Genomic DNA, 22,224 nt, shown 5'->3' with positions numbered 1-22,224 from the left:
GGAGGATTCCATGCAGATAAGAAAACTGTATTTACAGGAGGAGCCTCCTTGGCATTTGTTATTATTGGCCGATCCGTCTAAAGAGCTTGTCCAGTCGTACTTAAAATATGGAGAATGTTATGTAGCAGAGGATGAAACAGAAGTGATTGGCGAGTTCGTACTACTTCCTACAAGGCCGGGCACGGTTGAAATAGTCAATGTTGCAGTTGTAGAAAACCAGCAAGGAAGAGGTCTCGGCAAGCAGTTGTTAAGGGCTGCAATAAATATTGCTAAGTCTAGGAAATACAAAACAGTGGAAATTGGGACAGGGAATTCAAGTATAGGGCAGCTATATCTCTATCAGAAATGTGGTTTTAGGATAAACGGGGTCGACAAAGACTTCTTTATTAAACATTATACGGAAGAGATATTTGAGAATGGAATTCAATGTCGAGATATGATCCGATTATCGCTTGAAATATAATAATTTATGTGATTTTCATTGTGAACTTTGTCAATCTAAGGTAGTATTCATTGTTCACTCTAGATGGGATACGTTGCCTCTTTAATTACCTGAATAGAAAGATTTAATTTATAGTTACCGAATGTAAGAACAGTATTAAGAAACTCATTTAATTGCTCTTGAGAATTAACCTTGACTTTCAACAGATAGCATCCTTCTCCGGATATTCGATGTGCTTCTGATATCTCTTTTCTTTCGTTGATAAAACTAGCAAAAGAGCTATGGTTTGTTGTTTTCATAAATACAGTCACAAAGGCTGTATAAGAAAGACCTAATTTCATTTCATCTAGAATAATGGAATAGGCTTTAATAACTCCATTATCCTCTAGTTTTTTAATTCTATTTCCTACAGCTTGTCCTGTCATATGAATCAGTTTCCCTATTTCTTTCCATTGAAGACGTGAATTTTCATTTAATAACCTTATAATTTGAAAATCAATTTCATCAAGCAGCATATAGTACTCCTTTCATCATGAAATTATTTTGAGTAGATGTGTTTCACCAGAATATGGATGGAAATCAGAATATTAATTATGATTTGATTATAATCTATTTCATAAGTAGGGAGGAGCTATAATGAGCATAGCTTTGATGTTAATTGATATTCAGAATGATTATTTTCCAAATGGAAAAATGGAACTAAGCAATCCTATGAAAGCAGCAAACAATGCATGCAGAATCCTGGATTGGTTTAGAGCCAAGAAGTATGAAATTTACCATATTCAACATGTTTCGAACAGATCTGGAGCTGGTTTTTTCCTTCCAGATACAGAAGGGGTAAAAATTCATCAATCGGTTTTACCTTTAGAACAAGAAAATATTATCGTAAAACACGCACCTAATAGTTTTTTTAATACAGAATTACGAAACAAGTTAAAAGAAAAAGAGATTAAGAAATTAGTGATTTGTGGCATGATGACACATATGTGCATTGATGCTACAGTAAGAGCTGCAAGGGAATTAGGTTTGGAATGTACTGTAATTGAAGATGCTTGTACAACAAAAGATTTAATGTATCGAGACCAGTTAATCCCAGCTGAACAGGTTCATTTTGCATTTATCGGTGCCCTAAATGGAATGTATGCAACTGTCTCTACAACAAATGAATTTTTAACACAGAATGCTGCTTTTTTGAACGAAGCATAATGATTTGAGACAACCGAGTTGAAATCCAATCCTGTAGTGATGCAGGATTTTTTTATATGAACGAAAAAAGTATAGGTAGAAAAATATTGTTCCATCTATGAGATAGATATACAATATTTGGTATATATCAAAAAGGAAGGGGATTATTGATGAAAACGATTGGTCTTATTGGTGGAATGAGTTGGGAGTCATCGTTAGAATATTATCGTATTATAAATGAAGAAGTAAAAAATAAATTAGGTGGATTACATTCAGCGAAGTGTCTTTTATATAGCGTGGACTTTGAAGAGATTGAACGATATCAGGCAGAAGGTGACTGGGAAAGTGCCGGTAATTTATTAGCAGATGTTGCACAGTCTTTAGAAAAGGCAGGAGCAGAAATCATCGTTATTTGTACAAATACAATGCACAAAGTAATTGGATATATCGAAGAAAAAGTGAGTTTACCAATTTTACATATTGCTGATGCAACAGCTACTCAAATTCAAAAGCAAGAAATACGTACGGTTGGGTTACTAGGCACCAAATATACGATGGAGCAAGATTTTTATAAATCACGAATAGAGTCTAATGGTATTAAGGTTTTGATACCAAATCATGAGGATAGAGATGCAATAAATAAAGTCATTTACGAAGAGTTATGTTTAGGGAACATTCAGCAATCATCAAGGGATTATTATAAAGAGGTCATTAAGAGATTAGTTGATGACGGAGCGGAAGGAATTATATTAGGTTGCACAGAAATCGGATTATTAGTCAAACAAGAGGATTCAGAAGTTCCATTATTTGATACAACCGTTATTCATGCTATTGAAGCAGTTAATCAGGCAATAGAAGTTATGGAGAAGGTAATACGACATGAATAATAAAAATATGATATTTGATTTTGATGGTACACTTGCAGATTCAAAACAATGTAGTGTTCTAGCAACACAACAAGCTTTTCGTAAATTTGGTTTAGCTGAACCAAGTGTAGAGTTAATTGAACATTATATGGGAATCCCTATTGAAGTGTCTTTTAAAGAAATGGCAGAAACAGAGTTTACAGATGAATTATTTGAAGAGCTACTTGTGACTTTCCGTCAAGCATACAAGGAACATGAGAATGATACGCTTGCTGTATTCCCGTATATTCCAGAAGTTCTGAACAATCTCGTACAAGATGGGAAACAGCTCTTTGTGGTATCCAGCAAAAAATCAGACGTACTACTCCGCAATCTACAAACGTTAAAAATAGATACATATTTTAAAGATATATTGGTTCTGACAAAGTATCCCATTATAAACCGCATCCAGCAGGCATTTTAAAGCTAATCGAGCTTTATCAATTAAACGATTGGGGATGCCATTTTCGATTTGCAAATGGCAAAGGCAGCTGGTGTACACTCTTGTGGTGTGAGCTGGGGAAGTCACAGCAAAGAAAAATTGCAGGGAGAGGAACCAACTTTCTTAATTGATGAGGTGAAGCAGTTAGTTGCACTTGAAGGCTTATTATCAGCATGGCAGGGAAAATAAATGAAAGGTCTATAGAACACTACAAAATAGAATCCGTTTTGATTACCTTTTTTCAAAATGGATTCTATTTCTATGAGTTTTTTGAAAAGTTTCAACGAATTTATTGAGAAAAAATCGAAAATTGTATAAGTTTAATATGCTGGTAAGTAGTTGGCTAAAATGGGAGATGAGATAGAACGTATTACGGGAGAAAAGCCGGTCTTCTCTTTTCCATCAAATAAAAAGGAGTTTGACTATGAAAATCAAGTTCTTATATACAACGATCTTAATCCTTGCTTGCTTTACATTCGTTACGGCATGTAGCAAAGGTGGGGAAACTGCAAAACAAACGGAATCACCAACAGTCGTAAAAGAAGAGTACACAATTCCTCAAGGGGAGGAGGACAAACTTTACGTCTTACATAAAAGTTTAAACACAAAACAAACATACAATTCAGATGAAGTGGTTTTGTTTTTGGAGCCATTCAGTGTACCGACAGCTAAAGCTTTTGATGTACCAGGATATTCCTGGATGGATGATTATGCGCGTAAAGGCTATGATACATGGGCCATGGACTTTAGGGGGTTCGGGAATTCTTCGCGTCCAAGAGAAATGACGGTTTCTGCTAGCTATAATCCTCCAGTAATTCATTTGGATGATGCTACGCAGGATTTAGCAACGGTTGTAAATTTGATTAAGAAACAACGTCATGTAAGTAAAATTCATATTGTCGGATGGTCTTATGGCGGTGTAGTGGCTGGTAACTATGCAATTAGTCACCCAAACGACATCAATAAGCTCGTGCTCTATGGATATATGAATGGCTTTTCATTGCCGATGATGACAAAACCTTATGAAGATGCAACAGGACAATTTAAATATCAGTCAGCTTACCAAACAATCGATTTTGAGAATGGTATACATGATTGGAAGATGATGCAAGGCGATAAACAATTAGTATCCGATGATGCTATGAAAGCAGTGAAGGATGTATTCTTAGCTTCCGACTCACAACGTTATCAATTTAAAGGCGCCATTCGACGCCCGATGGGTCCGGTAGAAGATATGTTTTCAATATGGAGCAATAAGCCTTTGTACGATGCTTCTAAAATAACTGTCCCTACTCTTGTTATTTATGGTCAAGACGATTTCTTCGCAGAGCATAATATGCTGGACAAGTTAACAGGTACAAAGGAGAAAAAAGAAGTCGTTATTCCTGATGCAACAGATTGGGCTATTTATGAAAAAAACCGAGATATATTAACGGGAGAAACTCTTAAATTTTTATCAAATGGCAAAGATTAAGAATTATTAACATGGGTTTCATGTAATGGAAGAGAATCATAAGGGCAAATAAGGTCCTTAATGCAAGAATTTTCCAAGAATGCATAGGCTGGGTGAATATCTCAGCCTTAATTTCTTTATCAATAGATCAAGGAGTACTTTAAGGAAAAATCCAGATAGGAGTTTATCATGGAAATTTCATTAATCAGGCATGGAAAATCTAAGCATATAGATAATAATAGGGTAACATGTAAAGAATTTAAGGATTGGATTAAAAAATATGATGATAGTGGAGTTTTGGAAGAAAGCTCTTACCCTTTAGCAACTGTCGAAAAACTGGAAACATCAAAACTAGTCATTACTAGTGATTTAAAAAGGACTACCGAGACAGTTAGATTATTAAATCCCAATGTAAAAGCGATTTCTTCTCCTCTATTTCGTGAAACTGAATTGCCTGTTCCTTCAACAAAATTATGGAATTTAAAATTAAAGCCTAGTATTTGGGCAGTGATTTTAAGATGTTTATGGTTTAGTGGATACGCTAAACAATGTGAGTCTTTGAGTAATGCAAAACAGAGGGCTAAAAAGGCAGCAGAAGAATTAGTTAACTATGCTAAGGAACATGAATCAGTAGCCTTAGTTGGACATGGTTTTATTAACATGCTGATTGCTAAAGAATTACAAGGAAGGGGTTGGAAAGGAAAGAGAACCCCCAGTTCTAAGCATTTGAACTGTACTACCTATTCTTTTGTGTTAAATCACGGCCCTTCCTAGTATGATGCAGAGAAAGGCCGCTGTTACAAGCTAATTATCTTTTTTATTTTCAATGTCACTAATAGTTAAACAAATTAGACCAATGGATAATAAAGTGATAGCACTTTTACTATCAAGTGTCTGTATCATATTTAGAACAAGTGTAGCAATCCCCATAGCCAGTCCAATCGATTTGAAAATGAACTTTTTAAAATCTTTATTCATTATTTCTTATTTTCCTCCTCAAGATATCCTTCTTGTTTGATAATGAGCGAAGCAGTGTGACCTCTATCGGCTACAAATCCACATTTTTGGCCCCTTCTGATTTAGGAAAGAATGTATAAGATAGAGAAATCACAGCATCAATAGCTAAGATGAGCGACCAAACCCTACTTATATTGTTGATAGTAGGATTGTTAGACGGGAAATTCGTTTGCTTCTCTTCAAACCAATGACTTAACACATTTTCAATGTCACGGAAGCTAGTAATCTGATCAGAAAAACCGAACATTACTAGAAAAATAATATGAGCAATCACATAAACAAGGAAATGGATAAAAAACTGCTTTCTTTCATGTCTTGCATGTTCTTTTCCATAGAGCTTTTTGACACCTTCAACCTTTGGAATCGGTTGGCCCTTCCAGGCTGCTACTTGTCTTTGCATAAAGGCATCAAGTTTTCTAAAATCATTCTTTCCATAAGTAAGAGCGTATACAAGAAATACGATAATTACAATTTGATAGTTAGAGAATATATTTGTCTTCAAGTAATCAAAAAACCCCATAGTTGCAATCCACATATCGTTCACAATAAACAAAACAAAGAAGGTTATACTTAATTTTTTCAATCCAAACCAATATCGTAATAGCAAAAAGGTCGAAACAGAAACCCAAAATACAACTTCGGCAGCAATAAGAAACAGCCACTTATTCTCCAGAATAAAATCCATTCTTTTTATCCCCCTTACTATCAGTTTCAAAGTAAAGAAGCTTACCTTCAACAAAAAGATCCCGTAGATATACGGTTTAAGGTATATTATGTAAAATAATCCATAAAATACACATTTTCTAGTACTTTATATGGTTAAATGAATGAAGTCAAGGGGAGGAACATAGATGGAGAAGAGTGAAAAGACAAAAAAGAATGGTAGCGAAGAATATCAATTAAGGATAATATGATATTTGAATATAATAGGCGGTATTATAATGAGCAAAATGTTAATAAAAACTAGAAACGTAATTTCTTATTAAGGAAGTGTAAGTATTGTCTAATCAATTTAACGATACTATTCTTAATCATTTACATGCAGACTGTGAAAATTGTTTTGGCTTGTGCTGTGTAGCTTTGCCTTATGCAAAATCAGCAGATTTTGCATTTGATAAAGATGGAGGTACTCCTTGTCCGAACTTGCAATCAGATTATCGTTGTGGCATTCATAATAATCTCAGAAAAAAAGGGTTTCGAGGCTGTGCTGTATATGAATGCTTTGGTGCAGGACAGAAAGTATCCCAAGTCACCTATGGCGGAAATGATTGGCGAGATAACCCAGAGTTAACTAAGGAAATGTTTGATGTATTTCCGATTATGCAACAACTTCATGAAATGCTTTGTTACTTATATGAAGCTCTTCGTTTAGAGGATGCTAGGCCTATTTATGAAGAATTGCAGATTGCTATAGAAAAAACGGAATACCTCACGAATCTTAGTCCAAAATCAATCCTAGATCTGGATGTACCAGCGCATAGAGCGACCATTAATGATTTACTTCTACGTACAAGCGAACTAGTACGTGCAAAAGTTTCATGTAAGAAAAATGAAAATAGGGGAAGAGATCTAATTGGTGCCAAGTTAAGAGGGGCAGATCTTAGAGGAGCCAATTTGCGAGGAGCCTTGCTTATAGCATCAGATCTTAGAGAATCTGATATGAGAGTGACTGATTTAATCGGAGCCGATTTAAGAGACGCTAATGTAAGTGGTGCTAATCTTACAGGAAGTATCTTCCTCACGCAAGCACAAGTTAACTCGGCTAAGGGAGATAGAAATACGAAATTGCCATCTTCTTTACGTATTCCTGAGCATTGGCTAGGTAAGTAATATATTTTATACATACAGCATCTCTGTAAAAGCAGAGATGTTTTTTTATAGTACTTTAATTATTAAATCTCAGTATGGGAATGGGGCTGTAGGGAAATCTAAAGAATAGCCTACATAATTTGATGAATGGAAGCTTTTTATATTCACTATAATTGGTATAGACAACTAGTTTTATATATGTTAAGATGACTTTAGAATTAGGAAAGGATGAGGTTTCAATATGAAAACTCTTATTAAAAATTTGCAAGTATATACAAGTAATCAGTTAATTGAAACTGGGTACCTTTTGATAGAAAATAATGTGATTGCTGCTGTCGGTAATATGGAAGCATGCCCTGAACCAGATAATTCCTGTATAACGATAGATTTATCCAGCCGCTACAAGATTATACCTGGATTTATTGATCTCCATATTCATGGAGCGGGCGGAGCAGACACGATGGATGGGACAGAGAATGCGCTGGACACCATGTCAACCGTTTTGCCGAAGGAAGGAACGACGAGCTTTTTGGCGACGACGATGACAACTGCACAAAGCGATATTGAAAGAGCTTTACAAAATGCAGCTTCTTATATAAATAACCATAGGGAGGCAGGTAAAGCTGAGGTACTCGGTGTCCATTTGGAAGGACCATTTATTTCCCCAAAACGAATAGGGGCTCAGAATCCCGACTATGTACAAATGCCTAGCATTGACCTGTTTCGCAAGTGGCAGGAACTTGCTGGCGGCCATATTAAGCTTGTGACGATGGCTCCGGAACAGCCAAATGGCTTGGAGCTTGTTCGTTATTTGACAGAAGAAGGAGTTGTAGCTTCGATTGGTCATTCAGATGCCACATACGAGGAAGTCGTCAAAAGCATAGAGGCAGGAGTAAATCATGCTACTCATTTGTTCAACCAAATGAGACCCCTCCATCATAGAGAACCAGGAGTTGTCGGTGCTGCTTTACTGCATGATGAAATCAAATGTGAAATCATTGCAGACGGCATTCACTCCCGTCCTGAAATGGTACGCCTTGCTTTCAACAATAAAGGACAAGAAGGTCTCATTTTAATTACTGATGCCATGAGAGCAAAGTGTCTTGGGGAAGGAACGTACGATCTAGGAGGGCAAGATGTAACGGTGAAAAATGGGAAAGCAACGCTGAAGGACGGCACATTAGCAGGAAGCATTCTGAAACTAAAGGATGCAGCTAGAAATATTCAACAATTTACACAATGCGGATTGGATGCGGTCATTCAAATGGCAAGTGTTAACCCAGCGAAGCAGTTAAATGTTTATGATCGAAAGGGAAGCATTGAACCCGGGAAAGACGCCGATTTAGTCATTTTAGATGAAAAAGATGATATCTACATGACGTTTTGCCTTGGACGTATCGCCTATACAGTACAGGAGGGATCAAAGTGAACATCATTGAAGTGGAAAATTATGATGAAATGAGTCAACGTGCAGCAGCGTTAATGATTGAAACGATAAGAAGAAAACCAAATGCTGTTTTGGGAATGGCAACGGGGGGTACAGCCGTTGGAACGTATAAATGCCTCATTCAAGATTTTAAGGAAAACAACACGAGTTATAAACAGGCCTATACAGTCAATTTAGATGAATACGTTGGCATGAACCCAAATCATAAGCAAAGCTATCACACATACATGAACAGTAATTTATTCCAGTATATTGATTTGCCGAAGGAGCATCAATTCATTCCCAATGGAAAAGCAGATGATCTTGAAGCCGAATGCAAACGTTATGATGATGCGATTGAAGAGTTGGGCGGAGTGGACTTACAAATACTAGGGATCGGACATAACGGCCATATCGGATTTAATGAACCCGGTACGTCGTTTCAGTCTAAAACACAGGTAGTAGAATTAGCTGAATCAACGAGAAACGCCAATGCACGCTATTTCGATAAGATAGATGAAGTACCAACACATGCGATTACGATGGGAATTGCGACGATATTAAAAAGCAAGAGAATCCTCTTATTAGTGTCTGGTAAAGGGAAGGCAGAAATCTTGCACAAGCTTTTCGTATCCGATCTTACAGAATCCATTCCTGCGACTGCGTTAAAGACGCATCCGAATGTCACGATAATTGCCGACAGGGAGGCGTTAAACTTATGGAAGGATCGGGAAATGGAGGACAAGATAAATGTTTCAAATAGATAAAGATTCCCTTTTACCGATTTATCACCAAATAGAAGAAGGGATAAAGGAGCTGATTGCTAAGGAGGACCTAAAGCCGGGTGAAGTCATTCCGTCCGAACGGGAATGGTCAGAGCGATACAATGTAAGTCGAATGACGGTTCGCCAAGCGATTAATAATCTTGTGAATGACGGATACCTAGTACGTCAGCGGGGAAAAGGAACATTTGTCGCCAATAGTAAAATTGAACAAGGACTTCAAGGGCTAACGAGTTTTTCGGAAGATATGCAGGCAAGAGGCATGGTTCCAAGTTCGAAACTTCTGGAATTCAATCTTGTGAAAGCGTCTGTTACGATCGCTTCAAAATTGAAAATCAATGAAGGGGAGATCGTGTATGAAATTAAGCGTGTAAGGCTTGCGGATGATATCCCAATGGCTTACGAAATGCTGTATATCTCCGAAACCTTGGTACCTAACTTAACGGAAGAAGTGCTTAGTTCATCTATGTATGATTATATGGAAAATACATTGGGTATTCGTATTGCAAAAGGAGAACAAGTACTGGAAGCATCCATCGCCAGAAAGAATGAAGCAGCAATTTTGCAAATTCAGGAAGGAGCATCCGTACTGCTAATTGAGAGAACAAGCTTTTTGGAAAATGAAAAGCCTGTCGAGTTTGTTCAATCGGTTTACCGCGGAGACCGCTATAAATTTAAAATCGAGATGGAGCGGCATTGATAATGAAGAAAAAGACGGAAGAAAGAAATATGCGTAGTTTGAATTTGGATGAAATGTCGGCTCAAGAAATTGTGTCACTAATGCTAGAGGAAGACAGGCATATTTATTTCGGTCTTTCTCCTGCTATTCCTCAAATAGCAAAGGCTGTAGAAGAAATCGTAAAAAGGTGGAAAGAAGGGGGACGGGTATTTGTCGTTGGCGCTGGCACAAGCGGGCGCATCGGCATGCTCGATTCGGTAGAACTCGGTCCTACATTTTCAGTAGAAAGCAATCGCTGGATCACTATTGTAGCAGGTGGTAATGAAGCGATGTGGCAAGCGCTTGAAGAGAACGAAGATGATGAAAAGGTGATTCAAGCTGAATTAAAGAATAGGGAAATAAATAGAATCGATACCATAATTGGTATTACGGCAAGTGGAAGTACCCCGTTCGTCGTATCAGGATTGGAATATGGGAAAAAGCAAGGATCTTTAACCATTTCAATATCTAATAATGAAAATACAAAAGTGTCTGCAATAAGTGACATCGGAATTGAAGCTATAGTGGGGCCGGAAATCATTAGAGGCTCTACGCGACTGAAGGCAGGAACAGCACAAAAGATGATAGTGAACATGATTTCAACGGCGGTCATGGTCCGATTAGGGAAAGTGTACGGGAATGAGATGGTAGATATGAGACTTATTAATCAAAAGCTCGTTCAGCGGGCGATAGGTATCATTCAAACCGTTGCAGATATCCCAGAGTATGAAGCTGCTGAGATATTAAAGAGTAGTCAATACCAATTGAAAGAAGCCCTTTTTATTGCATTAACGGATGTTTCACGTGAAGCATCTGTTCATTATTTGCAAGAAGCAGACGGGCATATAAAGAAAGCGCTTAATTTATTTCTAAATAAATGACAACTACGAAATAATGAAAACTCTATAGTTCACATAAATGATGGGATAGGGGAAAAGTAGCTCTATCCCATTATATTTAACATATCTCCGAAAGAAGTCTCCCTCTTCAAGCGTGTGAAGGGCGTAGCCAGGCGGTAAGGGGGAGATGAATTTCGGATGGCGATAGCCAACACTTTCTCCTCTATGGTATAATAGAACATATATTCGGCATCTGGATGAGGTGAAAGGGCATGGTAAACAAAGGGTATAAATTTCGCATATACCCGACAGAGGAACAATGCGTCTTTTTTGCAAAGACATTTGGTTGTATTCGGTTTGTCTATAATAAAATGCTGGAAGAGCGAAAAGAAACCTACGAAAAATATAAAGACGATAAAGATAGGCTCAAACAACAAAAGTTCCCGACTCCCGCAAAGTACAAAGATGAGTTTCCATGGCCCTAAAGAGGTAGATTCTTTAGCTTTGGCAAACACACAGCTTCATCTCCAAAAAGCATACAAGAGCTTTTTCGATGGAAAAACGGAATTCCCCAAGTACAAGACTCGCAAAGCAAGACAATCGTACACAACAAATATGGTAAACGGAAATATTGTGCTATTGGATGGCTCTATCAAATTGCCTAAAATAAAACAACCTGTCAAATTGAAACAACATCGAAAAATTCCACGACATCATATCATCAAATCATGTACCATTTCCCGAACGAAGACGAATGCATACTATATTTCAATTCTCACTGAATATGAGGATCATCCTCTAACAAAAGAGATCCAAAACGCTGTTGGACTGGACTTTGCTATGAACGGCTTATTTGTCGAGAGTGAAACAGGTAAGAAAGCCAATTACCCCAATTTCTATCGACAAGCCTTAAAAAAGTTAGCAACAGAACAGCATAAGTTGTCACGCAAAACAAAGGGTAGTCAGCGTTGGCATAAACAACGTTTGAAGGTAGCAAGACTTCATGAAAAAATTGCAAACCAACGAAGAGATTTCCTTCATAAAGAATCGTATCGCTTATCACGCATATATGATTGTGTAGTTATAGAAGACCTCAACATGAAAGCACTGTCGCAAGCACTCCACTTTGGGAAAAGTGTCACGGATACCGCTTGGGGCATGTTCACAAAATTCCTCCAATACAAGTTAGAGGAGCAAGGAAAAAAGCTTATCAAAATAGATAAGTGGTTTCCATCATCCAAAACTTGTTCCTGTTGTGGTCAAGTAAAGGAGTCTCTATCTCTTTCTGAGCGTATCTTCCACTGTAAATGTGGTTTTGTGGCAGACAGGGACTGGGATGCTTCTATCAATATCAAAAGAGAAGGATTAAGCTTAGTAGCGTTAGCATAATGAGATAAACTCTTGGAACAAGAGGGTTAGCTCGGTCAGTTTTCGTTGGCTACTAAAAGCAGCGATAAGTCGAGAAGCCCCCACTTCAAAAATCGTAAGAGTTTAAGTGGTGGGTAGTTCACTTAGTAGTCTTTAAAGAAGAAAAGAGTACGATTGGCAAAGCAGGTTCATGCTATGGATAGGTTTCACTTTATTTACAGTATATATAGGGAGGTATATAATTAGAAAAAAATTGAAGAGGGGGATTTTTTTATGTTTTTTGCGTTGTTAACTTACAAACAATCTTTAGAAAAAGTAGATGAATATTTAGAAGAACACAAGCTGTATTTGGATAAAAATTACAAATTAAAGAATTTCATATTTTCTGGTAGAAGAAATCCACGCGTAGGTGGCGTCATTTTAATTAATCAGACATCTAAAGACCAAGTAATGAAAATCATTAAAGAAGACCCATTTTACATACATGATATTGCTGATTATGAATTAATAGAGTTTACTCCATCAAAATATGATGAAGAATTTGGTAGGTTTGTGGATTGTAATCGAAAGTTTTAGTGACATAATTATTACTATTACTAACAAACAAATATAAATAAATAAAGAACCTTTAAGTATTGTATTTCAAGATGAAATCAATACTTTATTGGATTCAAAAACAATATTGCTAAATAATCATACCAGTGCTAGAATAAGAGCATAATAAAATTAGACAAGTTATTATACAAGTAGATAAGATGAAAAACATCTATTTTTATCTCCCTAGAAATGAAAGCGTTTAAACCTGCTGAATGATTATATTGTTTATAGTACTTTCTAGTTTTTATTACGACCAATTAGTGTTCGAACATGATTAGTTGTTAGGATTATATTATTATCTATTGGATCTATAATGGGGTATTTTTTTCAAAACTCATTTTTTATGTATTGTTGTTTCAAGAGTAATTCAATCCGCTGGTTTAGCTTCAGTTGGAATGCTGTATGTTACGAAATATTACCTGCTAATGAACAAAAAAAGAATTAGAAAGGAAGTATTAAAATGAAACAATTACCACATTTTAAAAGAATATTCTTAATTGTAATGGACTCTGTAGGAATTGGTGAAGCTCCTGATGCAGAAAAGTTTGGAGATAAAGGTGCTCATACTTTTTTACACATAGCAGAGAAAATGAACGGATTGAATATGCCGAACATTGAAAAGCTAGGTTTAAGCAATATTGAAGAAATACCTGGAATTAAAAAAGTGGAAAAGCCCCTAGCGTATTATACGAAACTGCAAGAGTCTTCTAATGGAAAAGATACAATGACAGGCCACTGGGAAATTATGGGGTTAAATATTGAAACGCCATTCCGTGTGTTTCCAGATGGGTTCCCCGATGCGTTAATTCAAGAGCTTGAAGAAAAAACAGGTAGAAAAATAATCGGAAATAAACCTGCAAGTGGTACAGCTATTTTAGATGAGTTAGGTGAAGAACATGTAAAAACAGGTTCTTTAATTGTGTACACATCTGCAGATTCAGTTATTCAAATTGCAGCACATGAGGAAATAGTTCCACTTGAAGAACTATACAAAATTTGCGAAATTACTCGAGAAGTAACTTTACGCGAAGAATACATGCTAGGAAGAGTAATTGCTCGTCCATTTATTGGAGAGCCAGGTAAGTTTACTAGAACAGCAAACCGTCATGATTATGCTTTGAAACCTTTTGATAGAACAGTTATGAATGAGTTGAAAGATGAAGGCTATGATGTATTAGCAATCGGTAAAATTTCAGATATATATGATGGAGAAGGTGTAACAAAGTCTCTTCGTACAGTGTCTAATATGGATGGTATGGATAAGCTTATGGAAACAATTCATACAGATTTTACTGGCTTAAGCTTCTTAAATCTTGTAGATTTTGATGCGTTATACGGTCACAGAAGAGATCCTATTGGTTATGGAAAAGCATTAGAAGAGTTCGATGCTAGATTAACTGATGTACTTGCAGAATTAAGAGAAGATGACTTGTTAATGATAACTGCTGATCATGGGAATGATCCAATACATCATGGGACAGATCACACAAGAGAGTATATTCCATTACTCTTATTTAGTAAGATGCTTCAAGAACCAAATGAACTTCCTGTAAGTAAAACTTTCTCTGATATTGGTGCGACTGTTGCAGATAATTTTGGTGTATCATTGCCTAAGTTCGGTCAAAGCTTGTTACCAAAGTTAAGATAGTATCATTACATGAATTAGGACAGTAAGTGAAAATACTAATTAAGTTTAAGTGAAACTGTTCACATTCTTTTGAATTGACCATGTATTCTCTTACACTGTCATCATCTATCAAAATTGAGAGGTGCATGGTTAAGTTCAAAAGGTAAAGGGTTTCATATACTTTGAGATGACATTGTGTTTAATAGAAAAAACATCAATTAGAAAAACAGATTAAGCGATAGGACGTGGAATACATGATAGATCTACAATATCATGCAAAAGAAGTTCGAAAAAGTATTGTAAAAATGGTAAGCGAAGCTAACTCAGGTCATCCTGGAGGATCTCTGTCAGCGGCAGATTTAATTACGTACCTTTACTTTAATGAAATGGAAATTGATAGCACAAATGTGGAAGCGCTTAATCGCGATCGCTTTGTTTTATCAAAAGGGCACGCATCTCCATTACTATATGCGGTACTAGCTGAAAAAGGATTATTAAGCAAAAACGACTTAAACACATTTAGAAAAATTAATTCCAAACTACAAGGACATCCGAACATGAACTACATCGCTGGAGTAGATATGTCAACGGGTTCATTAGGTCAAGGTATTTCTGCAGCAGTTGGAATGGCACTTGCGAATAAGATTGATAACAACCATTATCGAGTATACACTTTGTTGGGCGATGGAGAGTGTGAAGAAGGGCAAGTTTGGGAAGCCGCAATGTGTGCTGCTCATTATAAATTAAATAATTTATGTGCGATTGTTGATTTCAACAAACTCCAAATAGACGGAAATATTATGGATGTATTAAATCCTACCCCTATTGATAAAAAGTTTGCAGCTTTTAATTGGAATGTCATTGAAATAAATGGACATAACTTTGAAGAAATTGCCTTGGCTTTTAATCAAGCAAAAGAATGCAAAGATAAGCCAACGGTGATTATAGCTCATACCACTAAAGGAAAAGGTGTTTCATATATGGAAAATGACTATGCTTGGCATGGAAGTGCTCCGAATAAGGAACAGCTAGCACAAGCTTTGAAAGAATTAGGTGATGATCATGAGTAAAGTAGCAACAAGAGAAGCATATGGTAAAGCACTGGCAGAGTTAATTGTTGAAAATGAACGCATTGTCGTTTTAGATGCTGATTTAACAAAATCAACGAAAACGATTGATGCAAAAAAGGTTTGTCCAGAAAGACATTTTAATATGGGAATAGCAGAAGGAAATATGATGGGGGTAGCTGCCGGCTTAGCTGCTAGTGGCAAAATAGTCTATGCAAGTAGCTTTGCTATGTTTGCCGCAGGTAGAGCATTTGAGCAAATTCGCAATAGTATTGGATATCCCCATTTAAATGTAAAAGTATGTGCAACACATGCAGGAATAAGTGTTGGGGAAGATGGTGCTAGTCATCAATCAATCGAAGATATAGCTTTAATGCGTACAATACCTGGAATGACAGTAGTGCAGCCGTGTGATGAGATGGAAACAAAAGCAGCCATTAAGGCAATCTCTGAAATAGATGGACCTTGTTATGTAAGGTTAGGAAGATGTCCAGTTGAAAAGGTATATGAAAATGAGGATAGCTTTCAACTTGGTAAGGGTGTAGTTTTAAATAAAGGAAGTAAAGTCGCAATCATTGCGACTGGCTTAATGGTTCAAGAAGCTATAAAAGCAAAAGAAGAATTAGTGAAACAAGGAATCAATCCAACCGTGGTAAACATCCATACGATAAAACCAATTGATCGTGAACTTCTTATCAGCTTAGCAGAAGATCATGAGTTAATCATTACTTGTGAGGAACATAGTGTGATTGGTGGACTAGGAAGTGCCGTATGTGAAGTATTATCACCATATAACTTATGCAAGATTAAAATGATTGGTATACAGGATACTTTTGGAGAAAGTGGAAATCCAAATGATCTTTTAATTAAATATGGTTTAACAGCAAGACATGTTGCAGACATAACACTAGAGGCATGTAGGGAAATATAGGGAAATGGNTACTTTTGGAGAAAGTGGAAATCCAAATGATCTTTTAATTAAATATGGTTTAACAGCAAGACATGTTGCAGACATAACACTAGAGGCATGTAGGGAAATATAGGGAAATGGATTAACGAAGTGAGTACGTGGAACGATTCTTCAAAATGGGGAATCGTTCTTTTTTTTTAAATATACAATGAAAAATATTCACAAAATACACATTTGTGACAAGTAAGCGCAATCAATATGAAGATTTGTTGAACATTTTGTGTCTTTTAATACTTTTGTAATATATAATATAAAGTGCAAATAACAGACAGAAGGTGACATTATGGATACAACAAACTCTAAAAAAGGTTATGTTATGATGGCTGTTTTATGGCTTGCTTATGTAACCTTTGCGATGAACTGGGTAGCTGGGTCTTCGTTGACACCGCAAATTACGAAAACTTTTTTTGGCGGACCGGTAAATCCTATTATCTCTCAATTAGTTAATTATTCTATTACAACAGCTCGTGTGTTTGCAAACATTTTAGCAGCGATTGTGCTCATGAAATTAGGGCCCAAAAAAGCAGCTGGAGTGGCGATTGGGCTTTTAATGATGGGGCTTGTCGCAATTTATCTTCCTAATTATTGGGCATATACTGTAGCAAGAATGGTAATGGCTGTAGGGGGCTCAATGGTTATTGTGTATATGAACCCTGTTGTTGCTCATTATGTATCAGATGCAAGAACAAAGTTACGCATCAATGCTGCCAATACGGTTTCGTATAATGTCGGTGCATTTATCGTGGCAGTTGTATTTACGCTTTTCGCTAAACAAACGGTTGTTAACTGGCGTTTAACACTAACATGTTTTGCTGGATTAACGATTATATTTTTTGCTCTATGGCTTTGGAAAGCAGAAAATTTTGAAATGAAAACAAATAATGATGGACAAGCTGAGGCATATGGATATAAAGATGCGTTTAAGGATGGGTTTCTATGGCGTTATGGTATGGCATTTGCTTCCTTCCTAACATTATATGTTTTATCTCTTGTAAGCTTTAAAGCTATCTTTGAACAATATACATTATTGAATGGATCTATTACGAACTTATTAATATCTGGTTTTGGAATTCTAGGAACATTCGCAGGAATTGCAATTGGAAATCGAGATCTTCCACGTAAGCCAACTCTTGTGTTAACTGGAATCGCGATGGTCGGAACATTTGCACTCACTTTAGTGTTTGCTAATACAAATCCGCTTCTTGCATACATTCTTATTTCTATATCTGGATTTGCTATGTTTATACAGTACCCGATCTTTTTGAACCTTCCTCATGAATTAAAGGGAATGACTCCACAAAAACTAACGATTATGTTCGGTTTATTCTGGGCATTGGCTTACGCAGGCCAAACAATCGCTACCATTGTTTGGAGTTATATTTTAGGCACAGCCGGCTACACGCCAGCGATGATTTTCTTTATTGCTGTTTCAAGCATATACATCTTTTTGGTTGCTACCTTCCCAGAAACAAGACAAAAGGCTGGAGCAAGCAAAGCAGCCTAAGGCTCTACAATATATAGAACTTAATCTAAAAATTGTAAAAAAGTACATCTTAAGATATGGTTATCTTGAGATGTGCTTTTTTTGTTACTGGCATGTGAGGGGAGGAACAGAAAGTGAACGATAGATATCCAATTGGGGAATTTCAGTTTGATGGTGAGATAACAGCTCAGGTGATTGAGGGCTGGATAAATAAGATTGAAGAATTACCAAAATTATTACGTGATGCTATAGGAGACTTAGAAAATGAACAGCTTGATACACCCTATCGCTTAGAAGGGTGGACGATACGGCAGGTTGTACATCATCTTGCGGATAGTCATATGAATGCGTATATTCGATTTAAATTAGCTCTTACGGAAGACAATCCTATTATTAAGACCTATGATGAAGGGAAATGGGCAGAACTTCCTGATTACGAATTGCCTGTTAGCCATTCGCTTTCTCTACTTGAAGGATTGCACACACGCTGGGTCAAGCTGTTACGGAGTCTAAGCCCTGCTGACCTGAAAAAAACATTTATACATCCTGACTTAGGTGAAGTTTCAGTAGGAAAAAATATAGGTATTTATGCTTGGCATGGTCAGCATCATCTTGCACATATTACTTCATTATGTAAACGCAAGGGCTGGTAAACAACTAATCTATCTTTGTGATTGTAGAGTATGTAGAGCACAATTAACTTTATGGATAATATCATCTAGGTAATTTCATATATTTGGAGTGATGATAAAATGCTCGTGAAATGGATTCAATGTAACGTGCCAGAAAATAAGAAAGCCTTGTTTTCACAAGCACAGGAGCAATGGGACGTTCTAAAAAACTTAGATGGTTTTTTAGGGCAAGTTGGAGGATGGGATAGGAAGCATACTTCACAAGCAGCAATTCTTTCTTTCTGGAGAGATAATGATGCTTATCAAGCTTTCATGGAGGATCAGCATAATACTATTTTTAAAGAAAATGAACAAGAAAGCACATATGACAGTATCTCTGTTCAGATTTACGAAAAGCTTCAAGATATCAATGAACAAGATATCTTGAAGCTTTTCAGTAAAGGTACGATACTTCGCATCGCAGATTGTCTTGTTCGAGATGAAAAGCGAGATCATTTTGAATGGGTGCAAAAGAATATTTGGAATGTAGGAATGAACAATTCGGAAGGAATGCTGGCAGGTGTCTTCTGTAAAAATGAAAAGAATCATCCATATAGATATTTAGTCGTTTCTTTATGGGAGCACATATATGCACACAAACATTACGAGGCTTATGCTTTGCCATCATTACTTGAACAAGCAAATGTAAAAGAAGATGTAATCCAAATAAAAGGATTACTGGTAGAACTAGAGGAATCATGGTCCGTTCTGAAAAAGTGATTGTATTACATACAAAAACATTAACCGCATGCTTTGAAAATCTAAAATAAAAGAGGTGTCACTTGTGATAAATTATGATGGACGTAAATTCGTATCAATTGAAAATACATCTAACGGTGAAGTCTCATCAAAAACGTTTTTTGAATATAGGCAAGAAGGAAGTATTCTTTCAGCTACCTATAGCGGGGGAGAGATTGTAAAAGGTATATTAATAGGCATCGTAAAGGACTTACAGTTTAGATACAATCATGTCAATACGAAAAATGAAATAAGGGGAGGACAATGTGATTCTACCCCAGAAATTTTACCGGATGGCAGAATTAAACTACATGAAAGCTGGAAGTGGTTTGATCGTGATAAAAGCGAGGGTGAATCTGTTGTAGAAGAAGTATTAAATACAGCAAAACGAATGGAATATAAATAAAATTATCCTCGTAATAGGCCAAGAGAATGGGAGATGATAATCAATGGCATCACATAAAAAGGCCTATGCAGCCGCTATGTTATATGCATGTATTATTGGGTTTGCATTTATGTTTGTAAAAATTACATTAACAGTAGCAAGTCCAATCGATTCACTGGCACACCGATTTACAATTGCATTTTTTGCGGCGACACTGATACTTGTGTTTAACAAGATATCCATAAAAATTAAGATGAAGGATGTTCTGCCTATTTTGTGTTTGGCATTGCTATATCCGACATTGTTCTTTACATTTCAAGTATTTGGCCTCGTTTATACCTCTTCTTCAGAGGCAGGAATTATCCAAGCTACGATTCCAATCTTTACTTTAATATTAGCGGCATTTGTATTAAAAGAATACGCCAGCCCAGTGCAAGCTGTATGTACCTTCCTATCCGTTGCAGGGGTTATTTTTATTTTCATTATGAATAATGTGAGTGAGGCGTCTTACAGTGTAAAAGGGACGGTTCTCATTCTTTTATCTTCCTTAGCTAGTGCTCTCTATAATGTGTTAGCTCGGAAACTGACAAGACAGTATTCCCTCTTTACGTTAACCTACTTGATGACCTTTTTTGCTTTTATCGTGTTTAATAGTATTGCGATAACAGACCATATAATAGAGAAATCCGTTCCGTCGTTTTTTACGCCGTTTTTAAGCATTCCGTTCGTTGTATCCATAATCTATTTAGGTGTTCTCTCTTCACTCTGCACAGCATTTTTATCGAATTATACATTATCGAAAATCGAAGCTTCGAAAATGAGTGTATTTAGCAATTTTGCAACGCTTATCACAGTTATAGCTGGTGTGATGTTCTTGCATGAAACAATACGGTATTATCACATTATTGGTACAATTGCCATTCTTGCAGGAGTTATAGGTACAAATTATTTTGGTAAAAACAGAAGAGTAACGAAAGAAATGCATGAGGTAAAAGAAATGAATACATAAATAGTTGTAAATATAGGAGAAAAATTCATAATTATCTATTTACATTCACGTTACGTAAAGGTTTATCATGATTTTGTCAGGAGATGAGGGCATGGAGTATACAGTGCATATGCTGGCAAAATTGGCCGGAGTTACGAGCAGGACGCTACGGTACTATGATGAAATTGGTATTCTTAAGCCGGCAAGAATCAATGCATCAGGATACCGCATCTATGGGCAAACAGAAGTGAATCGGCTGCAGCAAATTCTTTTTTATCGCGAGCTTGATGTCGATTTAGAAACCGTTAAGCAAATCTTGAATTCTCTGTCCTTCGATGACAGAAAAGCACTACAGGAACATCGTGAAAAGCTTCTGACAAAACGCAGGCAATTAGATGTCTTACTTGCGAATGTTGAAAGAACATTATCTGCCAGGGAAGGGAGAATGACCATGAACGATACAGAAAAATTCAAAGGCTTTAAACAAAAGCTGATTGATGAGAATGAAAAGAAGTACGGTAAGGAAGCGAGAGCGAAGTATGGGGACGAACAGGTTGATCGTTCGAATCAAAAAATAAAGGGCATGACGGAGGAGCAGTATGCTGAAGTAGAGAAGCTTGGGAAAGAGGTTCTAGATACGTTAAACAAGGCTTTTGTAACGGGTGATCCAGCAAGCGAACTGGCTCAGAAAGCTGCCGACCTTCATCGTAGATGGCTATGTTATTTTTGGGACCGCTACACGAAGGAAGCCCATGCAGGCATAGCACAAATGTATGTAGATGATAAACGATTTACCGCTTATTATGATAAAGCACATCCAGGCACAGCGAAATTCCTTCGGGATGCGGTATTGATTTATACCGGGATGAAAACGGAATAAATAGGTAGTGGATAAGGGCATCTGGCAATGGGTGCCCTTTTTTTATGTTCATAAAGCTACAATAAAGAATCAAACGATTGGAAAAGCAGGAGATAAAAACAGATAATAAAAATATACGCAAAAATGATCAATGTTAGTATAATGTAATTATGGAAAAGATATACAAACAGAAAGAATTTGCGTCTATGATAGGCGTAAGTGTCATTACATTACAGCGTTGGGATAATGACGGCAAGTTGGTGGCTCACCGAAACCCCAAAGGAAGAAGGTACTATATCTATATTGAATCGTAGTATCGAGAATATACGGGGATTTCGCAAGAAAATAAAGTAGGAAAAACCATCCTCTATGCTAGAGTGTCCAATCAAAGTCAAAAGAAGGATTTAGAAAACCAAGTAGAATTTTTACGAATCTTTGCTAATGCTAAAGGTT

Annotated in this window: 27 protein-coding genes and 1 pseudogene; 25 read left to right on the top strand and 3 right to left on the bottom strand. The window is 36.6% G+C overall.

Going from position 1 to position 22,224, the window contains the following annotated elements; genetic code table 11:
- Window positions 1-10 precede the first annotated feature (10 nt).
- Window positions 11-463, top strand: coding sequence for a GNAT family N-acetyltransferase (locus tag ACM5BR_RS17050; protein ID WP_416829236.1), 453 nt, complete (start codon window positions 11-13; stop codon window positions 461-463).
- Window positions 464-522: 59 nt separating this feature from the next.
- On the opposite strand, the gene ACM5BR_RS17045 is transcribed toward ACM5BR_RS17050, so the two are convergent.
- Window positions 523-957, bottom strand: a complete 435-nt coding sequence (locus ACM5BR_RS17045) for an Lrp/AsnC family transcriptional regulator (RefSeq protein ID WP_416829234.1) — start codon at window positions 955-957, stop codon at window positions 523-525.
- Window positions 958-1,078: 121 nt separating this feature from the next.
- On the opposite strand from ACM5BR_RS17045, the gene ACM5BR_RS17040 reads away from it, so the two are divergent.
- From ACM5BR_RS17040 to ACM5BR_RS17015, 6 genes are all read left to right on the top strand, one after another.
- Entirely contained in the window at window positions 1,079-1,648 is a 570-nt protein-coding gene (locus tag ACM5BR_RS17040) for a cysteine hydrolase family protein (RefSeq protein WP_416829233.1), read from the top strand.
- Window positions 1,649-1,797: 149 nt separating this feature from the next.
- On the top strand, window positions 1,798-2,514 hold the full coding sequence (locus ACM5BR_RS17035; RefSeq protein ID WP_416829232.1) for an aspartate/glutamate racemase family protein: 717 nt from the start codon (window positions 1,798-1,800) through the stop codon (window positions 2,512-2,514).
- Window positions 2,507-2,956: an HAD family hydrolase gene (locus tag ACM5BR_RS17030; RefSeq protein ID WP_416829231.1), complete on the top strand. Its 450-nt coding sequence runs from the start codon at window positions 2,507-2,509 to the stop codon at window positions 2,954-2,956. Before ACM5BR_RS17035 ends, ACM5BR_RS17030 begins: the two co-directional genes overlap by 8 nt.
- Window positions 2,957-2,983: 27 nt before the next feature.
- On the top strand, window positions 2,984-3,163 hold the full coding sequence (locus ACM5BR_RS17025; RefSeq protein WP_416829312.1) for an HAD family hydrolase: 180 nt from the start codon (window positions 2,984-2,986) through the stop codon (window positions 3,161-3,163).
- 235 nt (window positions 3,164-3,398) lie between these two features.
- Window positions 3,399-4,448, top strand: a complete 1,050-nt coding sequence (locus ACM5BR_RS17020; RefSeq protein WP_416829229.1) for an alpha/beta fold hydrolase — start codon at window positions 3,399-3,401, stop codon at window positions 4,446-4,448.
- A gap of 168 nt (window positions 4,449-4,616) precedes the next feature.
- Complete coding sequence (locus tag ACM5BR_RS17015) at window positions 4,617-5,201, top strand: histidine phosphatase family protein (protein WP_416829228.1); 585 nt, start codon at window positions 4,617-4,619, stop codon at window positions 5,199-5,201.
- 30 nt (window positions 5,202-5,231) lie between these two features.
- Here ACM5BR_RS17015 and ACM5BR_RS17010 read toward each other — a convergent pair whose 3' ends face one another.
- The gene (locus ACM5BR_RS17010) at window positions 5,232-5,405 is read right to left on the bottom strand and encodes a hypothetical protein (protein ID WP_416829227.1); all 174 of its coding nucleotides are present in this window, start codon (window positions 5,403-5,405) and stop codon (window positions 5,232-5,234) included.
- A gap of 70 nt (window positions 5,406-5,475) precedes the next feature.
- Entirely contained in the window at window positions 5,476-6,129 is a 654-nt protein-coding gene (locus ACM5BR_RS17005) for a hypothetical protein (RefSeq protein ID WP_416829226.1), read from the bottom strand.
- Between the two features lie 314 nt (window positions 6,130-6,443).
- Here ACM5BR_RS17005 and ACM5BR_RS17000 point away from each other — a divergent pair, with 314 nt between their 5' ends.
- From ACM5BR_RS17000 to ACM5BR_RS16915, 18 genes and pseudogenes are all read left to right on the top strand, one after another.
- Window positions 6,444-7,274, top strand: a complete 831-nt coding sequence (locus ACM5BR_RS17000) for a pentapeptide repeat-containing protein (protein WP_416829224.1) — start codon at window positions 6,444-6,446, stop codon at window positions 7,272-7,274.
- A gap of 220 nt (window positions 7,275-7,494) precedes the next feature.
- Entirely contained in the window at window positions 7,495-8,682 is a 1,188-nt protein-coding gene (gene nagA / locus ACM5BR_RS16995) for an N-acetylglucosamine-6-phosphate deacetylase (protein ID WP_416829223.1), read from the top strand.
- Entirely contained in the window at window positions 8,679-9,446 is a 768-nt protein-coding gene (gene nagB, locus ACM5BR_RS16990) for a glucosamine-6-phosphate deaminase (protein WP_416829222.1), read from the top strand. Before nagA ends, nagB begins: the two co-directional genes overlap by 4 nt.
- The gene (locus ACM5BR_RS16985; RefSeq protein ID WP_416829220.1) at window positions 9,430-10,161 is read left to right on the top strand and encodes a GntR family transcriptional regulator; all 732 of its coding nucleotides are present in this window, start codon (window positions 9,430-9,432) and stop codon (window positions 10,159-10,161) included. Before nagB ends, ACM5BR_RS16985 begins: the two co-directional genes overlap by 17 nt.
- A gap of 2 nt (window positions 10,162-10,163) precedes the next feature.
- A complete protein-coding gene (murQ, locus tag ACM5BR_RS16980) occupies window positions 10,164-11,060 on the top strand; it encodes an N-acetylmuramic acid 6-phosphate etherase (protein ID WP_416829219.1) in 897 nt (298 codons plus the stop codon).
- A 230-nt stretch (window positions 11,061-11,290) separates the two neighbouring features.
- Window positions 11,291-11,503: a helix-turn-helix domain-containing protein gene (locus ACM5BR_RS16975; RefSeq protein WP_416829217.1), complete on the top strand. Its 213-nt coding sequence runs from the start codon at window positions 11,291-11,293 to the stop codon at window positions 11,501-11,503.
- A complete protein-coding gene (locus ACM5BR_RS16970) occupies window positions 11,484-12,407 on the top strand; it encodes an RNA-guided endonuclease InsQ/TnpB family protein (protein ID WP_416829216.1) in 924 nt (307 codons plus the stop codon). Before ACM5BR_RS16975 ends, ACM5BR_RS16970 begins: the two co-directional genes overlap by 20 nt.
- A 252-nt stretch (window positions 12,408-12,659) precedes the next feature.
- Window positions 12,660-12,962, top strand: a complete 303-nt coding sequence (locus tag ACM5BR_RS16965) for a YciI family protein (RefSeq protein WP_416829215.1) — start codon at window positions 12,660-12,662, stop codon at window positions 12,960-12,962.
- 481 nt (window positions 12,963-13,443) lie between these two features.
- Complete coding sequence (gene deoB / locus ACM5BR_RS16960) at window positions 13,444-14,631, top strand: phosphopentomutase (RefSeq protein WP_416829213.1); 1,188 nt, start codon at window positions 13,444-13,446, stop codon at window positions 14,629-14,631.
- Window positions 14,632-14,864: 233 nt separating this feature from the next.
- Window positions 14,865-15,680 (top strand): transketolase, encoded by an 816-nt coding sequence (locus ACM5BR_RS16955; RefSeq protein WP_416829212.1) that lies wholly within the window; start codon window positions 14,865-14,867, stop codon window positions 15,678-15,680.
- Window positions 15,673-16,608, top strand: a complete 936-nt coding sequence (locus tag ACM5BR_RS16950) for a transketolase family protein (RefSeq protein WP_416829211.1) — start codon at window positions 15,673-15,675, stop codon at window positions 16,606-16,608. Before ACM5BR_RS16955 ends, ACM5BR_RS16950 begins: the two co-directional genes overlap by 8 nt.
- A gap of 322 nt (window positions 16,609-16,930) precedes the next feature.
- A complete protein-coding gene (locus tag ACM5BR_RS16945) occupies window positions 16,931-18,151 on the top strand; it encodes an MFS transporter (RefSeq protein WP_416829210.1) in 1,221 nt (406 codons plus the stop codon).
- Between the two features lie 113 nt (window positions 18,152-18,264).
- Window positions 18,265-18,783, top strand: a complete 519-nt coding sequence (locus ACM5BR_RS16940; protein WP_416829208.1) for a YfiT family bacillithiol transferase — start codon at window positions 18,265-18,267, stop codon at window positions 18,781-18,783.
- 99 nt (window positions 18,784-18,882) lie between these two features.
- Window positions 18,883-19,521, top strand: coding sequence for a YdbC family protein (locus tag ACM5BR_RS16935; protein WP_416829207.1), 639 nt, complete (start codon window positions 18,883-18,885; stop codon window positions 19,519-19,521).
- Window positions 19,522-19,585: 64 nt separating this feature from the next.
- Complete coding sequence (locus ACM5BR_RS16930; RefSeq protein ID WP_416829206.1) at window positions 19,586-19,945, top strand: avidin-fold protein; 360 nt, start codon at window positions 19,586-19,588, stop codon at window positions 19,943-19,945.
- A gap of 43 nt (window positions 19,946-19,988) precedes the next feature.
- The gene (locus ACM5BR_RS16925; RefSeq protein ID WP_416829204.1) at window positions 19,989-20,933 is read left to right on the top strand and encodes a DMT family transporter; all 945 of its coding nucleotides are present in this window, start codon (window positions 19,989-19,991) and stop codon (window positions 20,931-20,933) included.
- A gap of 91 nt (window positions 20,934-21,024) precedes the next feature.
- Window positions 21,025-21,792: a MerR family transcriptional regulator gene (locus ACM5BR_RS16920; RefSeq protein ID WP_416829202.1), complete on the top strand. Its 768-nt coding sequence runs from the start codon at window positions 21,025-21,027 to the stop codon at window positions 21,790-21,792.
- 149 nt (window positions 21,793-21,941) lie between these two features.
- A pseudogene (locus ACM5BR_RS16915) lies at window positions 21,942-22,224 on the top strand (MerR family DNA-binding transcriptional regulator); the annotation flags it as partial.

The organism is Ectobacillus polymachus (assembly GCF_048159605.1).
Lineage (GTDB): Bacteria > Bacillota > Bacilli > Bacillales > Bacillaceae_G > Ectobacillus > Ectobacillus polymachus.
Note: the sequence above shows the minus strand (reverse complement) of the source record. Positions and strands in the feature narration are given on the sequence as shown.